Below are 17,404 nucleotides of genomic sequence, written 5' to 3' on the forward strand. Positions count from 1 at the left end.
ATCGCCGCCCTCCCCGCGAATGCGCCCGCCGCCGTTCGATCCTGCCGGGAGCACTCGCCGAGGATCATCAGGAACCAAGTGCTGACCAGGGCGGATGCCGACAGAAAAGGGCGGGGTCCGTCTCGCCGAACCCCACCCTCTCGCATCTGGGCAGGTGCGGGGCGCGCCGTCGTGTTGTGCCGCTCAGTTCGGCCGCTGCACGCTTCGACGCCACCACGCCAGACCCACGCCGATCAGCAGGATCCCCACCGCGCCCGAGGCCGCCGACGCGGCGATCAGGCCGGTGTTGCGCATGCCGTCGGCGCCGGCCGACTGCAGGGCATCGCCCACCTGGTTGCGGACCTCATTGCCACCGGTCGTACCCTTCGCGAGCGGGCCTCGCGAACCCGCTACGGGCTCGCCCAGGTAGGGGAAGGAGTCGCCGAACCTCTGGTCGTTGACGTCGACCGCGTCACCCAGGTCGTTCTTGGAACCGACCAGCTCACCCTCGACGACCTGCAGCGCTATGTCCACGACGTCATCGGTGAGCCGGCGCCCGTTCGGGAAGCCCGCCTTGTCGCCGTCGAGCACACCGAGCCGTTTCGGCTCGACGGTCGGTCTGATCGAGGTGTTCAGACGCAGCATCTCCGCCGGTCGCACGTTCGGAGGCTGGTTGAGGCCCTTGACGCCTTTGAGGAAGACATCGACGAGATCGTTGCGCGGTTCTGCGGGCGCCTTGATCTTGTAGACGTCCTCGATGAGCTTCGGCAGTTCCGGATGGGTCACGTTCTGCAGGAACTGGCCGTCGTTCCACGGTGAGGACGCGTTGAACTCGTCCTTGTCCTTCAGCGGGTTGACGACCTCGTTGACCAGCGGATTGCCCAGACGCGAGACCTGCTCGTAGTAGCCCTGGGCGTTCTTTCGCTGGGTGGTCGACCAGATGCCGACGACCGGCTGGTGCTTCGACTCGGTGATCATGCCGGTGGGCAGTTGCAGGGCGACCGAGTTGACGTTGTAGCCCTTGAGGGTGTCGTTACCGATCTCGGAGAGGTCCCCGCCGTACAGCAGGTCGAACACGCGCAGGTCGAGGAAGAAGGGGTCGTCTGCCTGGCCGGCGAACGTCTGGGCGCCGTCGGCGAGCTTACGGACGGCCTGCCGACGCAGCATGCCGTAGTCGGGCATCGACGCCTTGCCGACGTTCGACGGAGCCACCGGTATGTCGTCGGCGAGCTTCGTCCTCGACACGACCTGCTGGCTGTGCAGCTTGAACAGCTCGATGTCGTAGGTCTGCGTGACGTTCAGGTCCGGGTCGTCCAGGCTGGTGACCGGGCCTGTGTTGTACAGGAACGTCTTCTTGGACTTCGTGTGCGTCTTGAAGGTGTAGCGCAGCAGCAGTTCGCCCTGTGCGTCACCGTTGTTGTCGATGTGGATGTCGTACTGGGCGTCGTCCGCGAACGTGTAGAAGTTCGGGCCGCCTGCCGGATCCTCGAACGGGATCCAGTTCGCGATGATCGTCGTTGTCTCCGGATTGTCCGGACTCACGAAGGCGTACACGTCCGTGTTGTCGTACCGGGGTTGTCCCGAGATCAGCGGGGCCTCCCGGTGACTGGAGGCGGAGGCCGCCCCCGGTTCCAGTGTGGCCACGCCGGCGGCTGCGAGTCCCCCGGCGGCCAGTGCACCCGCTATGAGGGTCGAGAGGCCCCTGCGCCCCGTACCGCTCCTGGAGATAGGTGTCATACCGTCCGTCCTCCATGCCAACTTCCCTGACGCTCGAGGATTCGGAACAGCCGCCCCTGCGGATTGGTGAATATTGACGGATTGACCGATCTATCGGTGGATCGATGGATCTCGACTCCCCGGCCGTATCGCTCTCGCCCGTGCGGCGGGGACACGAGATGAGGGACAGGGAGCGTGAAGGCAGGAGCCCGCCTGGCGCTGAGCGATCTGACAGGCCCCGGAAGCCCCCTGGCGTCAGCTCGTGCTGAGGGGCGGGGTGTCCTCAGCGTCGAGTTGATGGTCGGCCCATACGTAGCTTTCGGGGAGCAGGTCGGTGATGGACACGGTTCGGAGACGGTCGCCTGCGCCGACGATGACCTTCAGAGCTGGGAAATAGTCGAGAAGGACTTGGCGGCACCGGCCGCACGGAGGAACGACCCCCCGGTCGCGGTCGCCCACGGCGACGATCGTGTCCAGTTCATAAGTGCCCTGGGCAGCCGCCGTGCCGATGAGCACCAGTTCGGCGCAGGGGCCGCCGGTGAAGTGGTAGGCGTTCACCGCGGTGATGATCCGGCCGTCTTGGGCGCGGGCCGCGGCCGCCATGGTGTGGTTGTCGCCGCGGCATCGAGTGCGCGCGACCTGGGCTGCGGCCTGGATGAGTTCGTGGTCGACGGGGTGGGGATGTGTGGTCATCTTCTCTGCCTTCATACGGTGTCAGGCGACGTTGGCGCGAGTAACGAAGGTGCGCAAGCGAATATCGCCGCTGTGCTTGCTCCGCCGGATGATGTAGCGGCGGATCACGCTGCCATGGGGTCTTGTGGGTGGGGTGGTCGGTGCCGTCGAGGATGAGCAACAGCCTCCGGCGCGGATGTGCTGGCCCGGTTGGAGCTGACTTAGCAGGCCACGGGCACGTAGGAAAAGGAGCTGGCGAAGACGTACCCGTCCACACGGTGCAGGCACGGTCGCGCTGTGGAGCAAGCTGCCGCTTTCGGACACCCAGCCGATCGACATCATGAGCTACGGGCCGCCGAGAACACGGCGAGGGCTGGCGCTCCACCTGCTGCGGGCGGCACTTGTCTTCGTCGACACGCTGATATGAGCGCTCCGTGATCACGGAGGAAACCTGTGCTCGCGCTGCCGTCCTGGCTCACCGCACCGCTGTGCGATCAATTCGCGGTCCGGCTGCCCGAACAGCCGGAGTTCCACTCCGACCGTCCACTCGCTGCCCCGTCGGCGCATCAGCGACCGGGTCCTTTCTGAGCCCAACTGGAGTAGACGCCCTCAACGCCGCCCGAGCGCCACCTCTCCGCGTGACCTCTCAGCGTGAGTCCCGCTGACGGACATGGAGTTGCGGTCCGGGACGTCCGTCGTGAGAGGTGTGGTCCTGTGCACGCTGCCCGAGAGTGCGGCTCGCAGTGGCACAGGGCCCGTCGGGGCTGTGGCTCAGGACTGTTCCTGTGTCGTGCCCTGGCCCTGGGGGCCGCCGTTGAAGAAGTCGAGGAATCCGAACGGTGCGCGGTCGCCGAAGCAGAGGTCCAGCATGTCGTGCGCCTCCGTGTAGAGGGGTTCGGTGCGCGGGAACAGCGCCTCTTCGTAGGCGGTGAGTGCGGCCTCGAAGTCGTCGGGGTGAGCGGCGATCGCCTTGCCGAGTTCGGCGCCGTCGAACATCGCCAGGTTCGCTCCTTCGCCGGACGGCGGCATCAGGTGTGCGGCATCGCCGAGGAGCGTCACCCCGGGCACACGGTCCCATCGGTGTCCGTCCGGGAGCGTGTGGATCATGCGCGCGACCGGAGCGGTCTCGCCGTCGGTGATCAGCGTGGTGAGTTCTGGAGCCCATCCCTCGAACTCGGCCGCGATGCGAGACCTCGCGGCGGTGGCGTCGGTGAAGTCGATGTCGGCGATCCACTCGGCGGAGCGGTTCAGCCCTATGTAGGTGTGAAGGATGTTCCCCGCCTCGCGGTGCGCGATGATCCCCTTGCCCGGGGACAGGGCGTACATCGCGCCGGCGCCGACCGCCTCGGCCGTCGCGGTGTGCCGCTCGTCGGCGTCGTACAGGTAGGTGTCGATGAACGTCGTGCCGGTGTAGGCGGGCTCGGCGTCGGAGAGCAGTGGGCGAATCCTCGACCAGGCGCCGTCGGCACCGACGAGGAGACCGCTGGTCACGGTCGAGCCGTCGGTGAAGGTCAGCTCGTGCCGGCCATTGCCGAGGGGCCGCACACCGGTGACCTTGTGTCCCCACTGGACCGTCTGGTCGGGCAGGGAGTCGAGCAGGATCCCGCGCAGGTCTCCGCGGAGCACTTCGGGACGCCGCGCCGTGCCGTCGTCCGGGGCGTCGAACAGCAGCTTGCCGTGCTGGTCGAGGACGCGCGCCGCCTCGGCGCCTTCATGGATGATCGCGCGGAACTCGTCGGTGAGACCGGCGTCGGCGAGCGCACGCTGCCCGTCGTCCTCGTGGATGTCGAGCTGGCCGCCCTGCGTGCGGGACTTTGCCGAGGGGTCGGCCTCGTAGACCGTTGCGCGGATGCCGTGGACGTGCAGGACCCGGGCGAGGGTCAGGCCGCCGAGGCCGGCGCCGACGATGGCGATCGAGCGGTGGCTGGTGTTCATGGGCTTCCTCGTTCCCGTGCGGCGGAGCACCGGGCATCTGCCCGGGCATCGATATGGATCCGTGTTCCATAAGGAATATGGAACACAGATCCACCGCGTGTCAAAATGAGGTCATGCCACGAACCCGAGGAAGAGCACCCGATGGGAAAGCGCGTGCCGACGCCCTGTCGCGAGAGATCATCGTCGGCGCGGCCGTTGTCCTCCTGGACGAGTTCGGCGAGCGGGGACTCACCTTCCGGCTGCTGGCCAAAGAACTGAACACCGGGCCCGGCGCGCTGTACTGGCACGTGACGAACAAGGACGAGCTCGTCGCTCTGGCCGCCGATGAGGTGCTCGGCCACGCCCTTGCCGCGGCCCCACGCCCCGAGGAGGGCGCCGGCGCCGAGCTGCGCGCGCTTGCCGTCGCCGTCTTCGATGCCCTTGATCGGCACCCGTGGGCAGCGTCCCACGTCAACGCGCCGCCCACACTGGCGAACGCGCTGCACCTGCTCGACCGCGTCGGCACCCTTGTCGCACGAACCGGGCTGCCCGCCGAACGGCATTTCGCGGTTTCCACCGCGATCTCCTACTACATCACCGGCGTCAGCGCCCAGATCGTCGCCCCACGCGCCAACGCGACCACCAGCCGCGACGCCTTCCTCACCCAGACCGCGGAGCGCTGGGAAGAACTCGACCCCGCCGACTACCCCTTCCTGACGCACACCACCACGGACCTGCGCGACCACGACGACCGCGACCAATTCACCACCGGCCTCGACCTGCTCCTGGACGGCTTGAACACGACCGCAGGCCCGCGACCGCCCGCGTGACGCGCATGTGCGGCACGCCCCCACAATCAGGCCGTCCCCGCATCTCCTGGTGCCTCGCCGAACGCTCCCCCGGCGAGGTCGGTGCCGGCAAGACCGTCTCCGTCCGCACCTGCCTGGACGCCCTCGACCCCTGCAAGCACACCGTCATCCATATGCCCGACCCCTGATCGGGGTCCGCGACATCCACGAAGAAGTCGTCAACGCCTTGGGCCCGCCAAACCCCTCCCACCTCGCCGTCCTGGCCGCGCTGGAGCAGCGGACCGCCCTGCGCCACACCTTGCCGGGCATGACCTCGACCGAGACGACCGGTTACGTCGCCCCCCGAAGATCGCCGGGCGTGCGGACCAGCTGTCCGCCGAGGACGCCCCGTCGCTGATCCACACGACGTCGCGTGGCTACACGCATCCGTGAGTAAGGTGGTCGGCGACCGAGAACCTGCTGCTGCAGAAGCCATGCCAGGCGTTCTCCGTCGACCCTCTTCGCACCGACCATATTTCGCTCGCGACATCCGCCCTGGCGCATCTACGGTTTCGGAGTGTCCGCTACAGCAGCGCTGCCGTCGGCGATGGCCGAGGAACTCCTGCGTCCCGTCCTTCCCGGCGCGTCCGTCGGGGAGATCGTTACGCGTACTGGCGGGGAGCTGAGCACGATCTTCGAGATCCGGTTCGCCGGGGCGGCCGAGCCGGTGGTCATCAAGATCTACGACGATCAGTGGCGCTGGAAGCAGGACAAGGAGATCTACGTCTACCAGCTGCTTCAGCAGCACGGTGTCGGGCCGGTGCCCGACGTGTTGCACCATGGGGACGCCGACAACGCGCTCGGGCGCTGCTACACGGTGATGACGATGCTCAGGGGCCAGCCGTTGTCCGCCGTCAGCCACGCACTCGACAGGGCGTCGCTGCGGGAGATCTACCGTCAGATCGGGGGCTGCATGGCCGCAGTCCACCGGATCCCGCAGGGCGCCTACGGATACCTCACCACGCGGGTTCTGGATCCCGAGCCGACGAACACCGCCTACATGACACGGCAGTTCCACAAGAAGCTCAGGGAGTACGCCGATCACGGGGGCGAAGCGGCGCTCGCGACGGCCATCGAAGCGAAGGTCGCCCGGCAGGCCGAGCTGCTCGGCGCATGCCAGCACGCCGTGCTGTGCCACAACGACTTCCACGAGGGCAACGTCCTGGTCGCCGAGGACGGCGGCGGTTGGCAGGTCAGCGGCTTCATCGACGTGGAGAACGCGATCGCCGCCGATCCATTGATGGACGTGGCCAAGACCGACTACTACTCCGTCCACGACGACCAGGACAAGCGCGAAGCGCTCTGCGACGGCTACGGCTCGCTGCCCGCCGACTGGAGCCAACGGGTGGGCCTCTACCGCCTCTACCACGCTCTGGAGCTGTGGGACTGGTTCGCCTCCATCGGCAACACAGCGCCGCTCGAGGGCATCACCGACGACCTCCGGCGGATGACGGCCCGATAATCGGCGTGTACGGGATCTGAACCGCCGTCACCTGAGAACGGTGACGGGCCCGGTGATGCATGCCCTTGACCGGCCGGTCGGTGAGGGACTGGGCGTACGTCGTCCAGCGCACCGTCATCGGGCTCGGGTCGGGAGATGTCGCCGGCCAGGACGGGCGGACGGACGTGGCGGGTGCCGTAGGACTGCACCCAGCGGTGCCGGGTGGCGAGGCAGCCGGTGAGCTGCTCGGCGAAGTAAGTACTGGACCATGTCGTTGCGTTCGGCCTCGCCGTGCACCAGGACGTCCAGGCCGGCCTTCTCCTGGAAGGAGACGACCACGCTGGATATCGGCCTTGATGCGTTCCTCGGAGCCGGCGGTGTCGGTCCGGCCCACGCGCAGGTCGCCGCGGGGCGGTGCGCAGTTCACCGGTCTGTAGGGCAGCGTCGCGGGGCAAGTGGAGCAGAAAGCAGGAGGCTGACACGTAAACCCGGTCGGCCAGCCCCAGCAGGGTTCCGAGCGTGGCGAGGGACGCCCGACAGGTCGTTGACCCAAGATGTTGCGGCTTTTGACGACGCCGACGATCAGACGCTTGCCGGGCAGACCGCCGACGGTGCCGAGATCGTCGAGGTTGGCGTCCGCGGCCTCGGTGAAGTCCAGCGCCAGACCCTCCACCGGCGCCTTGGCCAGCACCGGCAGGGCCTCGCCGAGTGGGCCGGAATAGGAGGAGACCAGGCCAACACCGGCACAGCGGGGCCGACGTCGCCCCGGGTTCGTCCGGGGTGGAGGATTTCGTCGATCACTTGTCGGTGGTCACGCCACTGAGCGCAACGCCGGGGGCGCACGCCGGCAGTACCGGGAGGCCCCTTGCACCTGTACCGGTAGGGCGGCGTTTCTGGTTCCTGGCAGCGTGAACCGGTGGTCCGGGGTTCAGGATCCGGTGCCGTAGCGGCTGAGCATGAGGGCGACGGCTTCGTCCACGATCGCGGCGTCGGTGGGGTTGGGCGGGACGAAGTCGGTCCGTACGAGTTGGGGCCACAGGAACTGGCTGCAGATCATGCCGAGGAACTGTTCGGCGACTTCGGCCGCCGACTGTGGCTGTCCGTCGGCCGAACGGAAGTCGAGGGTGCCGGCCTGTGCCTCGGCGTCCAGGTAGTCGCGGAGCCGGTCGAAGAAGGGGCCGCGGTCGATGGCGAAGCCGGTGCCGACGATGTCGGCGAGTTCCGGCATCTGGGGCAGTTCGGTGATGATGAGGCGGCACAGCGCCGCCGTGCCGGGCCGCGCGACCAGGCAGGCGTAGTCACGGCCGATGTGGTCCAGGCCGTACCGGGGATCACCGGGTGGGGGCGGTGCGGCGTACTGCACGTCCAGCTGCCACTGTTCGGAGGTGACGGCCGCGAACAGCGCGGCCTTGGAGGGGTACCGCTTGAAGAGGGTGCCGGTGGAGACGCGGGCCTCCCTGGCGATCTGAGCCAGGGAGGTCTTGTCGTATCCCCGGGCGAGGAAGAGGTCGCGGGCGGCGCGGATGATGCGCGCACGGTTCTCCGCTTTGATCTGCGCGTGGTACCCCGCCTGGCACGCCTCGCCACCGCTTTGTGCTCGGTCACGGTCCGCCACCGACATACCCACGCCCCTCGCCGTCTCCGGCCGCATCCCCGCTGTCAGAGGACGGTCTGGCCTCCGTCCAGGATAAGGTCCTGGCCCACCGCGAAGGCGGAGGCATCGGAGGCCAGGTACACGACGGCCTCCGCGACCTCCTCGGGCAGACCCATGCGGCCCAGCGGGATGCCGGCGCTGATCCCCTCCAGCACCGCCGCCTGCTGCGCGGGGTCCTCGATCCCGAGCTTGGAGTACAGCGGGGTGTCCACCGGGCCGGGGCTGACCGCGTTGAAGCGGATGCCGTGCGACCTGAGCAGGTCCGCGTTCCACGACCGCATCAAAGAGCCGAGAGCCGCCTTCGTCGCGGCGTAGGCGTTCGAATGCCCGTAGCCGCCGTGCGCGCTGCTGGACGCGTTGAGGATGACCGAGGACGGGTTGGCCAGCACCGGCACCAGGGCCTGCGTGAGAAAGAAGACGCTCTTGACGTTGATGTCGAAGAGCCGGTCGAAACTGTCCTCCGTGTGCTCCTCGAACGGCCGCCAGTCCGAGACACCGGCGTTCAGGAACACCACGTCCAGCTCCCCGAAGTGCTCACGCACCCGCTCCGCCAGGCCGCGCTGCGCATCGAGATCGCGTGCATCGGCCTGCACCACCGGCACCTTGTCCCCGAGGACCTGCCGCGCCCGGTCGATGCTGGCCGGGGTGACGCCCGTGACCAGCACCTCGGCCCCCTCCGCGACAAAACGCTGCGCGGTCTCCAGGCCGATCCCGCTCGTGCCGCCGGTGATGAGGGCGCGCTTGCCCGCAAGACGATTCATGGTGATTGTTCCTTGCCGAGTCGAAAGGTAAGTCGATGGACTCACCATGCGAAGGTAGCTCCCGCACACCCCGAAGGCAAGTCGATCCACTTACCATCGAAGGGGTTGCGCGGGCGTCCAGGGCTGTGACCGGGCACGAGGTACCTGGGCCCGGCCCTGTTGCTGTGTCGGGCCTGTGCCGGAGCTGATCGTCCATGAGGCGGGCGAGCTTGGGCGGCAGCACGAGGGGGAGTGGTTGACCGTCAGGTAGGTATGCCCCTGGTCGTGGCGAATGTGGTCGTCGGTGAGTTCGACGATGCGGGTCAGGAGGCGCAGAGGCGGACGAGAGCAGCCGCGACGCGGACCTCCATGGGCACCCATGGGTCACCCCTGCCCCCGTCGGCTCGCCGCCCGTGACCAAGGTGCACCTGGTCGCCGCCGACGGCTCGGTCGTGGCCGGCGTCACCCTCCATGCCTCCGACTGAGCCGCGCCGGCCAAGACGTTGTGTCACTGACCGTTGACCGCGTGCCATCGACCTCTCAGAACAGTCACACACCTCATGCGTTCGTGATGAGTTCGGGCGGCGGATCAGGTCTGCCCTGGTATGACTCGCATCATCGCTGACATCTCGGTCTCCCTCGACGGCTTCGTCACCGGGCCCGATCCCGGTCCGGACAACGGACTGGGCACCGGCGGCGAGGCCCTGCACACCTGGGCCTTTTCCGACGACCCCGTGGACCGCCAGGTCCTGCGCGAGGCGACTGCCCGCTCGGGTGCCGTCCTGCTCGGCCGCCGGCTCTTCGACCTGGTAGACGGGCCGAACGGCTGGGACGACTCGACCGGCTACGGGGCCGGCGAGGTCGGCAAGCCCGCGTTCGTCGTCGTGACGAGTTCGCCGCCGGAGTCGGTGCGGCTCACCGACCTCGACTGGACGTTCGTCACCACTGGTCTGTCCGACGCCGTCACCGCCGCGCGCGAGCGCGCCGAGGCGGCGTCGTCGGACAGCCGCAAGGACCTCGACGTCGTCCTCATGGGCGGTGGCGCCACGATCCGCTCGGCGTTCGACGCCGGGCTGGTCGACGTTCTGACGCTGCACCTCGCGCCCGTCGTGTTGGGCGCCGGGACGCCACTGTTCACCGGCGCTGTGCCGCGCACACTGGAGCAGCGGAACGTGACCTCGACATCGACTGCGACGCACCTGACCTACAGCGTCCTCTGACGACATCGGTGCGGACCGTCCCATCGGGCAGTCAACGGCTCGGATGGGGCGCCGCACTCTGATACGGAGTTCGGAGCCCGCCCTGACCGGCCCTCCTGCCGCCGGAATCCCGAACGTCCGTCGGCGTAGAACCGTCGCAGCCGGCCCTTAGGGCCGGCACCAGGACGCATGCACATCGCCGCAGCGTAGTGCCGGAGTACGCGCGCAAGCGTCAACCTTGTGGGGTACCACGGAAGCTGCAGCAGCCACTGCCGCGAAAGTTGCAGATCCGTGCGGCTACGGCACTGGGTGGGACGGGAGTTCCACCCAGTGCGGGACGCGTCGGCCGTGGTGTCGCTCCTACCGTCTAGGCGCAGCGGCACCGCCCGTCGAGCGGAGCGGGGCTCGCAGACCGGGACGCACAGTCCTCCATACCGATCGAAGTGGGACACCTATGAGTGCGCGTTTGAAGAGAGCCCAGCTGGCCGCGGGCATTGTGGGCGTGCTGACCGCCGCCACACTCGCGTTGAGTACCTCGCCGGCCGCCGCGAGCGGCACCTACAGCGGGCGCGCGTATGTCTACGGCGCGGAGACGTGGACCGACGACTGGCTGGACGAAGGCATCCTGTCGACCAGCACGAACACGTCGTCCAACGCCACCTGCCTGTGGCAGAAGATACTTTGGGCGGATGGCGCCATCGAGGCGGACGGCACAACTTTCGACTCGGGGGACATCGACGGTCATTTCGGATCGAACACCAAGGCCGCGACCGAGAGCTGGCAGAGCACCACGGGCCTGACCGCTGACGGCGTGGTCGGCAAGGAAACCTTCGGAGCCGCGATTCGCGTGTCTTCCGGCACCTACGGGCTGTTCGACCTGACCGCCGACGGTGCCGTGGACACCTACAGGGGCTTCGACCACACGATCAGTGTCACCCGCGACAGTGACGGCCGGTACCACTTCTACGACGGCAGCGGCAACGCGCGGATCGCCGGCTACGACTACCTGACCTGCACCTGAAGTCGTCCGCCACGGCCGGCCTCCCCGGTAAGTCCGGCCGCGGCCTGGCCCGGCATCACCGGCGCGGTGCTGGGCGGGTCAGGCGTATCCAGCCGGTGTGCGTGCCTTCGGACTGGCCGGCCGCGGAGTCCCCGTAGACGTAGCCCGCGTAGGCCTGCTGCACGGCTGTGTACGGAATCCCGGCGTCGTCCAGAGCCGCCCGGGCGGCGCCCTCGGCCATGACGGGGTAACTCTTGCTCCTGCCGGGCTTGCTGAACGGGATCATGCCGACTCCAGCCACCCGCACCTGGTCAGTCATGCGAACTCCTGTTCAGCAGGCGGGATTTGACCTCGTTCTTGAGGACCTTGCCGACCTTCGACCGGGGGAGGTCCGGCCAGACCTGGACTTGTTTGGGGGCCTTGACGCTGCCGATGCGGGCCTTCACGAAGGCGCGCACATCGTCGTCAGTGACGCTCTGATCAGGGTGGAGCTGCACGACCGCCGTCACCCGCTCGCCCCACTTGTCGTCCGGCAGTCCGACGACCGCGCAGTCCTGGACGGCCGGGTGCTCCATCACCGCCTGCTCGACTTCGGCGGAGTAGACGTTGAAGCCGCCGCTGATGATCATGTCCTTCGCGCGGTCGACGATGAAGAGGTAGTTGTCGGCGTCGAGGTAGCCGATGTCCCCGGTGTGGTGCCAGCCGTGCCGGGAGGCTTCCTCGGTGGCCGACGGGTTCTTGTAGTAGCCCGCCATCACCAGGGAGCCGCGCACCACGATCTCGCCGCGCTCGCCGGGTGGCAGCAGCCGGCCCTCGCTGTCCATGATGGCGACGGTCACCAGCGGGGCAGGGCGCCCGGCGGAGGTGAAGCGCTCGACGGCGAGTGAGCCGTCGGCGTGGAAATGCTGTTCGGGCGCCATCGTCGAGATCATCATCGGCGCCTCGGACTGGCCGAAGAGCTGCGCCATGACAGGGCCGATCCGGTCGATGGCCTCTTCCAACCGGGCCGCCGACATGGGGGCCGCGCCGTACCAGAGGCAGCGCAGGGATGTCAGGTCGGTGGATTCCAGGTCGGGGTGGCCCAGGAGCATGTAGATCAGAGTCGGGGGCAGGAAGGCGTGGGTGACGCGGTGGTGTTCGATCTGCGCGAGGAAGTCGGTGAGGTCGGGCGCCGGCATGATGACGATTTCGCCGCCGAGCGTCATGACGGGGAAGCACAGCACCCCGGCCGCATGGGTCAGCGGGGCCAGCGCCAGGTAGACCGGGCGGGTGCCGAAGGGGTAGCTCATCAGTGTCAGCGCCGACATCGTCTCGATGTTCCGGTCGGTGAGCATGACCCCCTTGGGGCTGCCGGTGGTGCCGCCGGTGCCGACGAGCATGACGGTCTCGTCGGCCGGCGGGGCTTCCCACGGCTCGGCGGGCACGCCCTCCAGCCAGCGCGCGAAGGGCATGGCCGGCTCCGGCGATCCGTCGAGGCAGACCAGGGTGGTCAGCTTCGGCAGGTCCGGGAGGATCTTCGCGACCAGGGGGGCGTAGGCCTCCTGGAAGATCAGGCAGGTGCAGTCGAAGAGGTCCAGTAGATCGCGATTCTCGGCGGCCTCGTTGCGGGGGTTGACCGGGCACCACACGGCGCCCGCCCGGGAGATGCCGAAGACGCAGGAAAAGGCGGTGGGATCGTTGGCGGACAGGATCGCCACCTTGTCGCCCGGCCGTACGCCTGACCGGTCCAGGGCCCGGGCCACCCGCCAGGACAGTTTCTGGACCTCGCCATAGGTGAGGGTGCAGTCCCCTGTGGTGAGGCAGGGCGCTCCGGAGCCGAGGGACGTGCCCTTGTCGAGGTAGTCGGTCAGACGCACGGCAGCACCTTTCAGCTGTGGACGGTGAGCACCGGGTCGAGTACGAGCCCGAAGCTCTTGAGGACGCCGAGCAGTTCGCGGTGGCCGAAGGCCTGGCAGGCCGAGGCCAGGCCGACGCGGCGGGGTGGCTGCTGGATCAGTGAGTACGCGGCGTACGCCTGGAGCAGCCCGGTCTGCTTGTAATTGCTGTTGCCGTACATCACGCAGTGGGCGCGCCCCAGCGGACCAGAGGCGTGGACGGAGTCCACCGAGGTGTTGATACGGGGGTTCTCCCGAGGTGGCATGCCGGCCTGCACGGAGGCGGCGACCTGGGCGAGGGCGGCGTCCTGTTCGTCGGCGGGGAGTGTCTTGATCTGCGACTCGACCATCTTCACCGTCTCGACCACGCCCTGCATGACGGTGCGGTCCATGACTCCGCCGAGCACCCTGCAGGTCGCCACCCTCGGGTCCTTCTTGAACCACACGGGGTGGCTGGTGCCGCCCCAGGGCAAGGCCAGCGCCGATTCGTGCTGTCCGGGGACGGAGACCTCGACGGCGGTGAGCGGGTCCCACTTCTTGTACTGGTTCTCCTCCAGGTAGTGCCAGTCGGCCTTCAGGATGGTGAAGATCGTCTGCGTCGAGGCGTACGTCGGGAATCCCTTCCACAGCACGAGGATGTCGAGGGTGTCCAGCCCCGGAGTCTCCAGGCAGATGTTGGCCGCGATCTCCCCGGTGGTGTACATCTGCGCGACGCCGGGGGAGAGCAGGAGGCCTTTGTCGGCGTACTGGTCGCCCCACCGGGCCTGGGCGTCGAGGACCCAGTCCTGCTCGCCGGTGGTGTCGAGGTAGTGGCAGCCGGCCGCGAGGCTGGCCTCCACGACCTCTGGCCCGTACTTGATGAACGGGCCGACCATGTTGCTCACGACCTTGGCGCCGCGGAAGAGTTCGGTCAGCGGTCCGACCGCGTGCTCGACCTCGACGACCTCGTGGTCCACGGTGTCGATGCCCGGGACCTTGTCGAGGACTTCCTGGATGCGCGCCTTGTCGCGGCCGGCGGCGATGAAGGGGACGTTGTACTCGCGGAGGTATTCGCAGACGAGGCGGCCGGTGTAGCCGGAGGCGCCGTAGACGACGACGGGCTTGTCACTGCTCATGGTCATACGTCCTTTCGGGGGAGGGAGGAGACGAGGGCTCGTCACATGCCCATGCCGCCGTCGACGGGCAGGCCGGCGCCGGTGATGAAGCGGGCGCCGTCGGACGCGAGGAAGACCACCGCGTCGGCCATGTCGGTGACCTCGCCGAGCCGGCCGAGCGGGGTCAGGCCGATGACGTCGCCGACGGCCGCCTCCGCGCTGGGCCAGAGGCCGAGGGTCACCATGTCGGCCGCGAGCTTGGCGCCCATCTCAGTCGGCACCAGTCCGGGGTATACACAGTTGACGCGTACGCCGTAGCCGAGCTTCCCGGATTCCAGCGCGGCCACCCGGGTGAGCCGGTCGACCGCCGACTTCGTCGCGGAGTAGCCCGCGATGCCGGGAAACGCGATGGTGGCCGCGACCGACGCGATGTTGACGACCGCACCGCCGCTGCCGGCCGGGCCGTCGGGCCGCATGGCACGGAACGCGTGCTTGACGCCCAGCGCCGTCCCGAGGACGTTCACCTCCAGCATCCGCCGGACGTCGGCCGGGTCGAGGTCGACGACCAGGCCGGAGATCTCCACTCCGGCGTTGTTGACGACGATGTCCAGGCCGCCCAACTCGGCGATCGTCTGCGAGACGGCCGATTCCCAGCTCGCGTCCTCGGTCACATCGAGGGAGACGAACCCGGCATGCGCGCCGGACTCCCTCAGCGCATCGGCCGTTGCCTTGCCCAGTTCCTCCTGGATGTCGCCGATGACGACGGCGGCGCCGGCCCGGGCAAGCGCCTCGGCCATCCCGGCACCCAGTCCACGGGCACCGCCCGTCACGAGGGCCTTGCGTCCGGTCAGGTCGTACACACTCATGGAACATCTCCTCATTGAGATGACTGCACCGCGTGACAGCGCCGCTCGGTCAGCCGCAGGCCGGAAGCCCGGACCGTGGGACGCAGCGCCAGCGTCCAAGACTTCTTGACAGTCGTCAAGACTTTCTTGGACGACTGTCAAGATTTGTGTCGGGCGGGGGCAAGGGCCGCGATAACCTGGTGGAGCCCGTACGGTGCGGGCGGGCGGAAGGCCGACGTAGGCGGGGAGACGTGCTGTGACCCAGGTCGTGGGCAAGAACCAGGAACGGATCTCCCGGCGGCAGGTCGACAAGTTCGCCGAGCGGCGGGCGCAGCTCGCCGCGTCCGCGCTGCAGACCCTGTCCGAGCTCGGCTATGCCCGTACGAGTCTGCGTGAGATCGCACAGAACTCCGAGTTCTCCCATGGCGTGCTGCACTACTACTTCCGCGACAAGGTGGAGCTGATCACCTACTGTGTGCGGCAGTACAAGGCGGAGTGCGTCACCCGATACGACCGCATAGTCGTCACCGCCGGCTCGGCCGAGGAACTCAAGCAGGGCTTCGGTGCGGCGATGAGCGGCACGTTGCGTGAGGACGCGACGATGCACCGGCTGTGGTACGACCTCCGGAATCAGGCCTTGTTCGAGGAGTCGTTCCGCGATGATGTCCTCGAGATCGATGAGAGCCTGGAACAGATGATCTGGCGCATCGTCAGCCAGTACGCGGAACTCGTCGGCTCACCCGCCGCGGTGTCCCCCGCGGTCGCGTACGCACTCTTTGACGGGCTGTTCCAACAGGCACTGCTCAGGTACCTGACCGGTCACGACGGGGCACCGGCCGATCTGCAGGCGGGTGTGGAACAAGTCCTGGAGCGGTTGGTCGCCCACTCCACAACTGGCTGATCTTTGTGCCGGCCAGGTGCCGACGATCGGCCTGAATGTATTGAGCGGGTGCACGGAGAGAGGGACGGGCAGTGGCACGACTGATCGTAATTCTTCCGGTGTCAGAATTCAGGGCCGACATCTACATAACGGCAGAAATTGCCGACTTATGCTCATTCCCTGAAAAAGAATCGACCGGCGGCGAGAAGTGACCGCTGGACCCGCGGCCTGCGACCCCTGGTCGCGTGGGCCGCCGGCCGGGCTGTCGGCCGAGAACCGGGTCAGAGCCGGATGGCGATCAGCACGGTGTCGTCGGTGTTGCCGGCGGAGGGGAGGAGGTCGGTCAGGAGAGCATCTGCCAGGGTCTCGGGGTCGGACCGCTGGTGGCGGGCGAGGGAGTCGGCGAGGCGGTCCAGGCCGGTGTCGATACTCTCGCTACGGCGTTCGATCAGGCCGTCGGTGTACAGGACGAGGGTTGAGCCCTCGACGTAGGGCGTTCGGGCCTGGGGGCGGGAGAGGTGTTCGGGGCGGGCCGCGAGTGGGGGGTCGGTGGCCTGGTCCAGGAAGGTGACGGTGCCGTCGGGGCCAACCAGGGCCGGGGGAGGGTGGCCGGCGCTGCTGTAGGTGATGGTGTGATCGTCCCAGGCGATGAAGGTCGCCACGGCGGTGGTCGATTCGGCGCCTTCGACGGAGCGTGCGTACAGGCCGAGGGCTTCCAGGGCTTGGGCGGGGCCGTCGGCAACACGGCAGGCCGCGCTCAGCGCGCTGCGCAGCTGCCCCATGACGCCGGCGGCGGCGAGGCCGTGGCCGACGACATCGCCGACGGCGACCGCGAGGTTCCCGCCGGGCAGGTCGGCGAGGTCGTACCAGTCGCCGCACACGTTCAGCGCGCCGACGGCGGGCCGGTAGCGCACGGCCGCCGCGTGCTGCCCGGTCGGGTCGGGCGTGGGCAGCATCGCCGCCTGCAGGGCCAGGGCGACCTCGCGTTCGCGGGCGTGCGCCCGGCGCAGACGTTCGTTGACCTCCTGCAGTTCCCGGGCGCGGGTGTACAGCTCGGCCTCCAGCACCCGGGACCGGCTGTCACCGCCCGGCCCGCCGAAGGCGCGGATGAGTTCGGTGACCTCCTCCACCCGGTGCACGATCAACGCCACCTGCCCGTCGGGTCCCAGGACGGGGGCGTTCACCGGGCTCCAGTAGTGCTCCTGCCACACGCCGGGCCGTTGGGGATCCTCGATGTCGTAGCGCAGCAGCGCCATCGTGTCGCGCTCGCCGGTGGCCACCGTACGAAGCATCGACGCCCGGGTCTCCCGCATGCCGGCCGCGGCCGGCTCGCCGGGGTTCTCGGGGAAGACGTCGAAGATGTAGCGGCCCACCAGCTCCTCGCGGGTGCGCCCGGCCAGCCGTACGAAGTCGTCGTTGGCGTCGACGTACACCAGGTCGGGGGTGAGCAGCGCCACCATGCCGGGCAGGGCCCGGAAGACCGCCGCGTAGTCGATCTGCGGGTTCCTCATGTCCTGCCTGTCTGAGTCGGAGCCGAGCGTCGCTTTG

General features: G+C 68.4%; 16 protein-coding genes and 1 pseudogene. 6 read left to right on the forward strand and 11 right to left on the reverse strand.

The window, feature by feature from the left end:
• Positions 1–183 precede the first annotated feature (183 nt).
• The 3 genes from ACIBVL_RS24890 to ACIBVL_RS24900 form a co-directional block, all read right to left on the reverse strand.
• The gene (locus ACIBVL_RS24890; RefSeq protein ID WP_399099887.1) at positions 184–1,716 is read right to left on the reverse strand and encodes a DUF4331 domain-containing protein; all 1,533 of its coding nucleotides are present in this window, start codon (positions 1,714–1,716) and stop codon (positions 184–186) included.
• Between the two features lie 234 nt (positions 1,717–1,950).
• Positions 1,951–2,388, reverse strand: coding sequence for a cytidine deaminase family protein (locus ACIBVL_RS24895; RefSeq protein WP_399099890.1), 438 nt, complete (start codon positions 2,386–2,388; stop codon positions 1,951–1,953).
• A 750-nt stretch (positions 2,389–3,138) separates the two neighbouring features.
• A complete protein-coding gene (locus ACIBVL_RS24900) occupies positions 3,139–4,302 on the reverse strand; it encodes an FAD-dependent oxidoreductase (RefSeq protein WP_399099892.1) in 1,164 nt (387 codons plus the stop codon).
• A gap of 113 nt (positions 4,303–4,415) precedes the next feature.
• Between ACIBVL_RS24900 and ACIBVL_RS24905 the strand changes: the two genes are divergently transcribed.
• The 3 genes from ACIBVL_RS24905 (at position 4,416) to ACIBVL_RS24915 (ending at position 6,591) form a co-directional block, all read left to right on the forward strand.
• Complete coding sequence (locus tag ACIBVL_RS24905; protein WP_399099895.1) at positions 4,416–5,111, forward strand: TetR/AcrR family transcriptional regulator; 696 nt, start codon at positions 4,416–4,418, stop codon at positions 5,109–5,111.
• 5 nt (positions 5,112–5,116) lie between these two features.
• A complete protein-coding gene (locus tag ACIBVL_RS24910; RefSeq protein WP_399099897.1) occupies positions 5,117–5,278 on the forward strand; it encodes a hypothetical protein in 162 nt (53 codons plus the stop codon).
• Between the two features lie 368 nt (positions 5,279–5,646).
• Positions 5,647–6,591, forward strand: a complete 945-nt coding sequence (locus ACIBVL_RS24915; RefSeq protein ID WP_399099899.1) for a phosphotransferase family protein — start codon at positions 5,647–5,649, stop codon at positions 6,589–6,591.
• A 33-nt stretch (positions 6,592–6,624) separates the two neighbouring features.
• Here ACIBVL_RS24915 and ACIBVL_RS24920 read toward each other — a convergent pair.
• The 3 genes and pseudogenes from ACIBVL_RS24920 to ACIBVL_RS24930 form a co-directional block, all read right to left on the reverse strand.
• Positions 6,625–7,303, reverse strand: a pseudogene (locus ACIBVL_RS24920) (hypothetical protein); the annotation flags it as partial.
• A 195-nt stretch (positions 7,304–7,498) separates the two neighbouring features.
• The gene (locus ACIBVL_RS24925; protein WP_399099901.1) at positions 7,499–8,191 is read right to left on the reverse strand and encodes a TetR/AcrR family transcriptional regulator; all 693 of its coding nucleotides are present in this window, start codon (positions 8,189–8,191) and stop codon (positions 7,499–7,501) included.
• Between the two features lie 38 nt (positions 8,192–8,229).
• The gene (locus ACIBVL_RS24930; protein ID WP_399099903.1) at positions 8,230–8,985 is read right to left on the reverse strand and encodes an SDR family oxidoreductase; all 756 of its coding nucleotides are present in this window, start codon (positions 8,983–8,985) and stop codon (positions 8,230–8,232) included.
• Between the two features lie 584 nt (positions 8,986–9,569).
• On the opposite strand from ACIBVL_RS24930, the gene ACIBVL_RS24935 reads away from it, so the two are divergent.
• Both ACIBVL_RS24935 and ACIBVL_RS24940 read left to right on the forward strand, forming a co-directional pair.
• Positions 9,570–10,184 carry a dihydrofolate reductase family protein gene (locus tag ACIBVL_RS24935; RefSeq protein ID WP_399099905.1) on the forward strand — a complete coding sequence of 205 codons (615 nt, stop codon included), beginning with the start codon at positions 9,570–9,572 and terminating at the stop codon, positions 10,182–10,184.
• A gap of 445 nt (positions 10,185–10,629) precedes the next feature.
• Positions 10,630–11,184: a peptidoglycan-binding protein gene (locus ACIBVL_RS24940; RefSeq protein ID WP_399099907.1), complete on the forward strand. Its 555-nt coding sequence runs from the start codon at positions 10,630–10,632 to the stop codon at positions 11,182–11,184.
• 55 nt (positions 11,185–11,239) lie between these two features.
• Here ACIBVL_RS24940 and ACIBVL_RS24945 read toward each other — a convergent pair whose 3' ends face one another.
• Genes ACIBVL_RS24945 through ACIBVL_RS24960 form a run of 4 tightly spaced genes read right to left on the reverse strand, consistent with a single transcriptional unit; the run spans position 11,240 to position 14,997 of the window.
• Complete coding sequence (locus tag ACIBVL_RS24945; RefSeq protein WP_399099909.1) at positions 11,240–11,482, reverse strand: hypothetical protein; 243 nt, start codon at positions 11,480–11,482, stop codon at positions 11,240–11,242.
• Positions 11,475–13,019, reverse strand: coding sequence for a long-chain fatty acid--CoA ligase (locus ACIBVL_RS24950; protein WP_399099911.1), 1,545 nt, complete (start codon positions 13,017–13,019; stop codon positions 11,475–11,477). The genes ACIBVL_RS24945 and ACIBVL_RS24950 overlap by 8 nt, the downstream gene beginning before the upstream one ends.
• An 11-nt stretch (positions 13,020–13,030) precedes the next feature.
• Positions 13,031–14,152: a DUF5938 domain-containing protein gene (locus tag ACIBVL_RS24955; RefSeq protein WP_399099913.1), complete on the reverse strand. Its 1,122-nt coding sequence runs from the start codon at positions 14,150–14,152 to the stop codon at positions 13,031–13,033.
• 41 nt (positions 14,153–14,193) lie between these two features.
• On the reverse strand, positions 14,194–14,997 hold the full coding sequence (locus ACIBVL_RS24960; protein ID WP_399099915.1) for an SDR family NAD(P)-dependent oxidoreductase: 804 nt from the start codon (positions 14,995–14,997) through the stop codon (positions 14,194–14,196).
• A 235-nt stretch (positions 14,998–15,232) separates the two neighbouring features.
• On the opposite strand from ACIBVL_RS24960, the gene ACIBVL_RS24965 reads away from it, so the two are divergent.
• A complete protein-coding gene (locus ACIBVL_RS24965; protein WP_399099917.1) occupies positions 15,233–15,877 on the forward strand; it encodes a TetR/AcrR family transcriptional regulator in 645 nt (214 codons plus the stop codon).
• A gap of 260 nt (positions 15,878–16,137) precedes the next feature.
• On the opposite strand, the gene ACIBVL_RS24970 is transcribed toward ACIBVL_RS24965, so the two are convergent.
• Positions 16,138–17,367 (reverse strand): PP2C family protein-serine/threonine phosphatase, encoded by a 1,230-nt coding sequence (locus tag ACIBVL_RS24970; protein WP_399099919.1) that lies wholly within the window; start codon positions 17,365–17,367, stop codon positions 16,138–16,140.
• Positions 17,368–17,404 lie beyond the last annotated feature (37 nt).

This window comes from Streptomyces sp. NPDC049687, assembly GCF_044465285.1.
Classification (GTDB): domain Bacteria; phylum Actinomycetota; class Actinomycetes; order Streptomycetales; family Streptomycetaceae; genus Streptomyces.